Source organism: Pseudomonas sp. JV245A, assembly GCF_032424515.1.
Classification (GTDB): Bacteria; Pseudomonadota; Gammaproteobacteria; order Pseudomonadales; family Pseudomonadaceae; genus Aquipseudomonas; species Aquipseudomonas protegens.
Map to the genome: position 1 here is coordinate 1 of NZ_VYKE01000206.1, position 6,820 is coordinate 6,820.

A 6,820-nucleotide genomic window follows, 5' to 3' on the forward strand; every position below is an offset into this window, starting at 1 on the left:
TGGTGGTCAAGGAAACCCAGGGTTCCGGCGGCTACGGCATGCTGGTGGGGCCGGCGGCCACGGCGGCGCAGATCGAGGAATTCCGCGTGCGGATCAAGGCCCGGCCCGAGGCCTATATCGCCCAGCCGACCCTGTCGCTGTCCACCTGCCCGACCTTTGTCGAAAGCGGCATCGCGCCGCGGCATATCGACCTGCGGCCGTTCGTGCTTTCGGGCCGGGAAACCCGCCTGGTGCCCGGCGGCCTGACCCGGGTCGCGTTGCGCGAGGGCTCGCTGGTGGTCAACTCGTCCCAGGGCGGCGGCACCAAAGACACCTGGGTGGTGGAGGACTGAACCATGCTTTCAAGAACCGCAGCCGATCTGTACTGGATGTCCCGCTACCTGGAGCGTGCCGAGAACCTGGCACGCATGCTCGAAGTCAGTTATTCGCTGTCGCTGATGCCCCAGGCCGGGCGCGGCGACGGCCAGGCCGAACTGGCCATGTCGCTGCTGGCCGCCGGCACCCTGGATGATTACCACCAGCGCCACGGCGAACTCAACAGCGAGCGCATGCTGCATTTCTTCGCCCTCGACGAGAGCAACCCGGGCAGCATCTACTGCTGCCTGCGCGCGGCACGCAGCAACGCCCACGCGGTGCGCGGGCGGATCACCGCCGACATGTGGGAAAACATCAACGCCACCTGGCTGGAGATGCGCAACATCGCCCGCAACGGCCTGGGGCGCTACGGCATCAGCCAGTTCTGCGAGTGGGTCAAGGAGCGTTCGCACCTGTTCCGCGGCGCTACCGCCGGCACCATCATGCGCAACGATGCCTATCGCTTCATCCGCCTGGGGACCTTTATCGAACGCGCCGACAACACCCTGCGCCTGCTGGATGCGCGCTATGAAATGTTCGGCGAGGAGTCCGAGGAGGTCAGCGACGATTCGGCCCGCGGCTACTACCAGTGGAGCGCCTTGCTTCGCGCCTTGTCCTCCTTCGAGGCGTTCAACGAGATCTACCGCAACGCCCCGGGGGCCGAGCAGGTGTCCGAAATGCTGCTGCTGCGCGCCGATGTGCCGCGCTCGCTGCACGCCTGCGTCGAGGAGCTGGACCAGATCCTCGCCGCCCTGCCGGGGGACAACGGCCGCCCGGCACAGCGCCTGGCCGCCGAGCTGAATGCGCGGCTGCGCTACACCGGGATCAACGAGATTCTCGACTCCGGGCTGCACCAGTGGCTGACCGACTGCATCGCTCAGATCCGCCACCTGGGGCAAACCGTGCACGAGTCCTATCTGGAGGTGGTATGAAACTGTCCATTCGTCACGACACGACCTACAGCTACACCGATGAAGTCTGCACCAGCATCCAGTTTCTGCGCCTGACGCCCCAGAACAGCTTGCGCCAGCAGATCCTCCAATGGCACCTGGAGCTGCCGCGGCGGGTGCGTGCCCAGCGCGATCCCTACGGCAACATCCTCCACGTCATGACCCTGGACGAGCCCCACGGCGCGATCGTCCTCAGCGCTTTCGGCGAAGTGCAGATCGACCCGCTGCGCGAAGTGGAGGGCGACAGCCAGTCGCCGCTGCCGTTCCTGCGCAGCAGCCACCTGAGCAAGGCCGACCCGGCCCTGAGCGACTTTGCCCGACAGCATTGTGGCGAGCGCCGCGATCGCGTCGCGCTGATCGAGCTGATGCAGGCACTGGCCGAGCACATGCCCTACAGCCCTGGCGCCACCGGGGTCGGCAGCACCGGCGCGCAAGCCTTTGCCGGCGGTGCCGGCGTCTGCCAGGACCACACCCATGCGTTCCTGGCCTGCGCCCGCAGCCTGGGCATACCGGCGCGCTACGTGTCCGGCTACCTGTGCACCGAGGACCAGAGCCACCTGGCCAGCCATGCCTGGGCCGAAGCCTGGCTGGATGACGGCTGGTACAGCTTCGACGTGACCAACCGCCTGGACCGCCCCGAGCGCCACCTGAAACTGGCGGTGGGCCTGGATTATCTGGACGCCTGCCCGGTACGCGGCATGCGTCGCGGTGGCGGGGCGGAGCAGATGCACGCGCAGGTGCAGGTGCGGGTCAACTCGCAGCTTCAGGTGCAGACGCAGTAGTCCTGGCAGCGGCCCATGGAGGGGACAGAGGTCCTGGTGTTCGGGACCTTTGTGACAGTTCCAGCTTGAGAAAGGGCTCTGATTCCAGGTAGCAAATTTTCTTTTATGGCTTAAGGCTATTACTCGGATCCTATGCTTCACTGCCCTTACTTCTCTCTGCACCCAAGCGGTCAAGGATGGCGGTATGTTGTCTCGGTGGATTCTGAGCCTGTTCAGCCTGATTGTTGTTGCGCCAACCTTTGCAACTGCTTCCTGCCCTGCACCGAGTACTGTCAACCATTCCGGTGGGCATCTGCGACTGCTTGAGTTCAAGGACGGCAGTATCGCCATGCGAATCCCACTGGAGGTCAACTCCGATGGTGCACAGGCTTCCTACGCACAAGGCAATCACGGTTTCTCCTATCTTGGCGACGGCATGGTGCTCTGGAAAGGCAATGGAGCCTCTGAGTCCTGCACAGCTGCCGGCAATCGTTGTTCAGAGTACTTTGCCGAAGCTGACAGGCTGCATTTTGGCCGCGCGTCAAAGCAGTTCTGTGTCTTTGCCTTTGCTGTTGACGGGCTCCATGGCGCCGAGCCCGTAGCCTGTAAGTCCGGAGGTATCGAGGGATACATTGTAGGTGGAGGGCTGGGGGCTCCCCGCCAGGGTCCCACTCTGGCGACCGTAGAGGGCATTTCCCTGGTGCCCTATATTTCTCTGACGTCATTGATGCTTCGGGACGATCAGCAGAGGGCGCGCTCCCTGGACGCAGCGATTGTGCCTTTCATCGTCGCGCCACGTGTTGCAAGAAATCGCCTGGGGCAGGTCGCCTCCCTGCAGTTCAACGGCCGAGAGGTTCTAGCTGTGGTGGGGGATATCGGTCCGAGGTTTGGCGAAGCCTCTATTGCCGCTCATCAACTGCTGCGTTACGGCGCGCTGAAACAGCAACTGCCTGGGCCGATCTCTCTGGCTCAACGCTGTACGGCCATCGAAGCCGGCCTATTGCCGCCTTTTCTGTCCAGGCCTGACCTTAAACAGGACAGCTGTGAGCAGACCCGAAACAGACCCCGGGGCGCCGCTGATATCAGGATCCGCGCCGCCATCGAAGAGAAGGTCGAGGTCATTATCTTGAGTGACGCCCGGCTCAAGCAGGAACAGCCTCCTTACGGTGCCTTGTTGGAGGCTGTGAGCCAGGAAAATCTCCAGCGTGCGGTGGATCAGTGTCATACGGGCATGTCGGTGGCAGAGATGCGCCAATGTCTGAAATCGTCCGGGCTTTAAGTGCTGAAAGGGAGTTCCACGTTATGCCGTCGATGCTTATCAAAATCCTGGGGGGGCTGCTGATTCTTGCAATGGGCGGGTGCAGTTCTCCGTGTTTTCAGCAAAAAAAGTGCGGTTCCTGGGGGCCCGGCTCGGCTATTTCCGCTGACCAGACGTTCAGTGAAATGATCCGTTTGGCAAGAGCGACAGCTGCCAGGCAAGATCCCATTACGCTGGATGAGGTCAAGCAAGAGTTGGTAGCGGTGAAGCTCAAAGTCTCGCAGGCCGCGGATCAGAAAAGCGGCCAGAGAACGGCCTATCAGGAAACGGCGTTGGTGGGCGGTGCGTCGGCAACAGTTGGCCAACTTGCTTCCAAGACAGGGTTGCTAAACACCGGCCTGGGGTTGGCTCTGGGGGCGTTGGCTCTGGACAGTTTCTATGCCCCTGCAACCACGCTCGACACTCATGAGACGGCGTTGACCTCACTCAGGTGTGTTGCAGACGTGCTGGATCCCTTGACTGAAGCGGCCCGTGTACAGGCCGCTAGTTCTGCGTTGGATGACATCAAGGGCGCGGCCCAGGCAGCCGTGCCCGACAGCATTTCGCGGATCAACGATATTTTTGACCGCTATCGCAGCCTGATACGGGGCCAGAGGCCCATGGCGCCGAGCCAGGCCGATTTCAAAAGGTATGCCGAGCAATACAACAAGGACAGCGAACTCAAGAGGAGCAACATTGCTGGACAAGAGGAAGAACTCCTGGCTGCACAGAGACATTATGAACAGAAGAAGAGTCTTTCCAATATTCAGCCTCTGAAGGAGGAATCCGAGAGTGATCTCCAAAAGAGGCAATTGGCAGCCGACAACGAATTGAAGAATGCCCAAACCGATCTGGACAACGCCATAAAAGCTCGTGACCAGGCGGTGGAGCAAGCGGCCTTCATCAGTTTGAAATCCGACCTTGAGCCTTGTGTGAAGCTGATTGGCAGTTGACCGGGTCCTCAGTCGCGGCCCATGGCTTGGCGGCGATATTCATCCGGGGTGGTGGCCATCATCCGCCGGAACATGCTGATAAAGGCCGAGGCGCTGCTGTAGCCCAGGTCCAGGCCGATGCTTTCCACGGTCCGTCCCTGTTCCAGCAGGGCCAGGGCCTGCACCACCTTCAGGCGCTGGCGCCATTCCACCAGTGACATGCCCAGCTCGCGCTGGCTGCGCCGCATCAGCGTGCGTTCGCTGGTGTTGGCGGCATGGGCCAGTTGCGGCAGCGAGCGCGGGTCGCCTGGGTTGGCCTTGAGGGTGCGCAGCACCGGGCCCAGCAGCGGGTCGTCGGAAGAGGGCAGGTAGCTGCCGGCGCAGGAGGCATGCCCCAGCTTGTCCACCAGCACCTGCAGCAGGCGCTGTTGCTCGTCGCTCTGGGGCAGGCCCGGTGGCGCCTGGCGCAAGTCGTCCAGGAGCGCCAGGACCAGCGGGCTGAGGCTCAGGGCGCAGTGCCGGGCGGGCAGGGCGGTGCACAGCTCGGGCGCCAGGTACAGCGAGCAGTGGCAGGCTTCGTGGCGGTTGAAGCCCATGTGCTCGACATTCGGCGGCAGCCAGATGCCGTACTGCGGCGGCGCCAGGTAATGGTGGTCACCCAGCTCGATTTCCATCACCCCGCTGTAGGCATAGACGAACTCGCCCCACGGATGGCGGTGGCGCGGGTAGGTGGCGTGGGCCGGCAGGTTGGCCGCGCGAAAGAAGATCGGCGCCGGCAGGGCTTCGCTGAAAGGTGGCAGGTGCAACTGTTGCGCGGCTTTGTTCACGGCGGGCACCGGTTGGCGGATAAGTGCTATGGGCTGGCGGATTAAAACTATATCTAGGAAAACTGTCAGGCGGACAATCCTTCATCACTTTTTCTCGATGAAGGATCTGCCATGGCCACTCGCCAACCCCTGGATGCCACCGCCTGCAGCCTGATGGTCGGCCTGTGCGCGATCTGGGGCCTGCAGCAGGTGGCGCTCAAGGCCACTGCATCGGACATCGCCCCGGTGCTGCAGATTGCCCTGCGCTCCGGAGGCGCGGCGCTGCTGGTGGGGCTGCTGATGTGCTGGCGCGGCGAGCGCCTGGGGCTGGGCGACGGCCATTGGCGCCCGGGCCTGCTGGTGGGCGGGCTGTTCGCCCTGGAGTTTTTGCTGGTGGGTGAAGGGCTGCGCTACACCACGGCGTCGCACATGGCGATCTTTCTCTATACCGCGCCGATCTTCGCCGCCCTGGGGCTGCACTGGCTGATGCCGGCCGAGCGGTTGAAACCCGCGCAGTGGCTGGGTATCAGCGTGGCCTTTGGCGGCATAGTCGTGGCCTTTAGCGGCCCCGCCGCGGCCGGGCACGGCGGTGGCAGCCATGTGCTGCTGGGGGATTTTCTCGGGGTGCTGGGCGGGGTCGCCTGGGGCGCGACCACCGTGGTGGTGCGCTGTTCGCGGCTAGCCTCCAGCCCCACCACCCGGACCCTGCAGTATCAACTGCTGGGGGCCTTTGTCTGGCTCGGGCTGGCGGCGCTGCTGACCGATCAGACCAGCATCCATTTCACTCCGTTGGTGGTCGCCAGCCTGGGCTTTCAGGTGTTGGTGGTGTCGTTCGCCAGCTTCCTGATCTGGTTCACCCTGCTGCGCCGCTACCCGGCCTCGCGGTTGGGCGTGCTGTCGTTCATGACCCCGCTGTTCGGCATCGGTTTCGGGGTCTGGCTGCTGCATGAGCCGCTGGAGCCGAACTTCATTTTCGGCGCGTTGCTGTTGCTGGCGGGGATTGTCATGGTCAGCGGCTACGAATGGCTGCGCCAGCGTTTCAAGCGCAATCGCGAAAGCCCGGTGGCGCCGCGCAGTTCTTGAACGCCCGGGCGCTGGCAAGTCGGCTCCTGCCAGCGAAACTGTTCCCGGGACGATTCAGCGTTTCGCCGCCTCAAGGGCGTTGCGAATGTCTTCCTGCAACTGGCGGGCACCGCTGCAGGCAGGGTCGGCGGGGCCGTGCTTGCAGGATTTATCCAGCACCTTCAGCGCCAGATCGGCGCCGGGCGCTACGCCTATGCCCCGGCTCAGGTGGAAGCCGTACATGGTGCAGGCCCAGGGGTCATCCAGCTCACAGGCCTTGTTGAAGGTCTGCACTGCACAGTGCCGGGTGCCCTGGCTGTCGGCGTCGGCCGTGAGCATGCCGGCGGCGCGGTTGGTGCAGCCGGAGACCAGGCCCAGGCTGCAAGCGCGCTGGTACAGCGGTTCATAGCCTTCGACCGGCCCTTTGGCCTGTTGCAGGGTGGTTGCCAGCCAGTAGCAATCGTTGCCGTCGCCGGCTTCGCAGCGCTGCAGGCAGGCCCCCAGCTGCTCCGGGGTTTCGCAGCGGTTGGCCTGCGTGACCCGTATCGCGGCCCTGGCCGGCATGTTGTCGCCGGGGCATTGCCTGGCCTGGGCCTGCCAGTCCTGCCGGGCCTGGACTTTGGCGTACAGGGCAGCGATCAGTTCCTGGTCGGTGGGC

General features: G+C 63.8%; 8 protein-coding genes. 6 read left to right on the plus strand and 2 right to left on the minus strand.

The window, feature by feature from the left end; translation table 11 throughout:
• From F6S12_RS28715 to F6S12_RS28735, 5 genes are all read left to right on the plus strand, one after another.
• Positions 1 to 332, plus strand: a 332-nt coding sequence (locus F6S12_RS28715; RefSeq protein WP_315869613.1) for a circularly permuted type 2 ATP-grasp protein, incomplete at its 5' end; no start/stop codon positions are given.
• 3 nt (positions 333 to 335) lie between these two features.
• Positions 336 to 1,286, plus strand: coding sequence for an alpha-E domain-containing protein (locus F6S12_RS28720; RefSeq protein ID WP_011060816.1), 951 nt, complete (start codon positions 336 to 338; stop codon positions 1,284 to 1,286).
• A complete protein-coding gene (locus F6S12_RS28725; protein WP_077933923.1) occupies positions 1,283 to 2,086 on the plus strand; it encodes a transglutaminase domain-containing protein in 804 nt (267 codons plus the stop codon). The genes F6S12_RS28720 and F6S12_RS28725 overlap by 4 nt, the downstream gene beginning before the upstream one ends.
• A 184-nt stretch (positions 2,087 to 2,270) precedes the next feature.
• Positions 2,271 to 3,344: a hypothetical protein gene (locus tag F6S12_RS28730; protein ID WP_315869614.1), complete on the plus strand. Its 1,074-nt coding sequence runs from the start codon at positions 2,271 to 2,273 to the stop codon at positions 3,342 to 3,344.
• Positions 3,320 to 4,315 (plus strand): hypothetical protein, encoded by a 996-nt coding sequence (locus F6S12_RS28735; protein WP_141323223.1) that lies wholly within the window; start codon positions 3,320 to 3,322, stop codon positions 4,313 to 4,315. The genes F6S12_RS28730 and F6S12_RS28735 overlap by 25 nt, the downstream gene beginning before the upstream one ends.
• An 8-nt stretch (positions 4,316 to 4,323) precedes the next feature.
• Here the strand turns inward: F6S12_RS28735 and F6S12_RS28740 are convergent, their stop codons facing one another.
• Positions 4,324 to 5,121, minus strand: a complete 798-nt coding sequence (locus F6S12_RS28740; RefSeq protein WP_315869615.1) for an AraC family transcriptional regulator — start codon at positions 5,119 to 5,121, stop codon at positions 4,324 to 4,326.
• 111 nt (positions 5,122 to 5,232) lie between these two features.
• Between F6S12_RS28740 and F6S12_RS28745 the strand changes: the two genes are divergently transcribed.
• Positions 5,233 to 6,183: a DMT family transporter gene (locus F6S12_RS28745; protein WP_315869616.1), complete on the plus strand. Its 951-nt coding sequence runs from the start codon at positions 5,233 to 5,235 to the stop codon at positions 6,181 to 6,183.
• 54 nt (positions 6,184 to 6,237) lie between these two features.
• On the opposite strand, the gene F6S12_RS28750 is transcribed toward F6S12_RS28745, so the two are convergent.
• On the minus strand, positions 6,238 to 6,820 hold a 583-nt coding region (locus F6S12_RS28750; protein WP_315869617.1), incomplete at its 5' end, for a sel1 repeat family protein.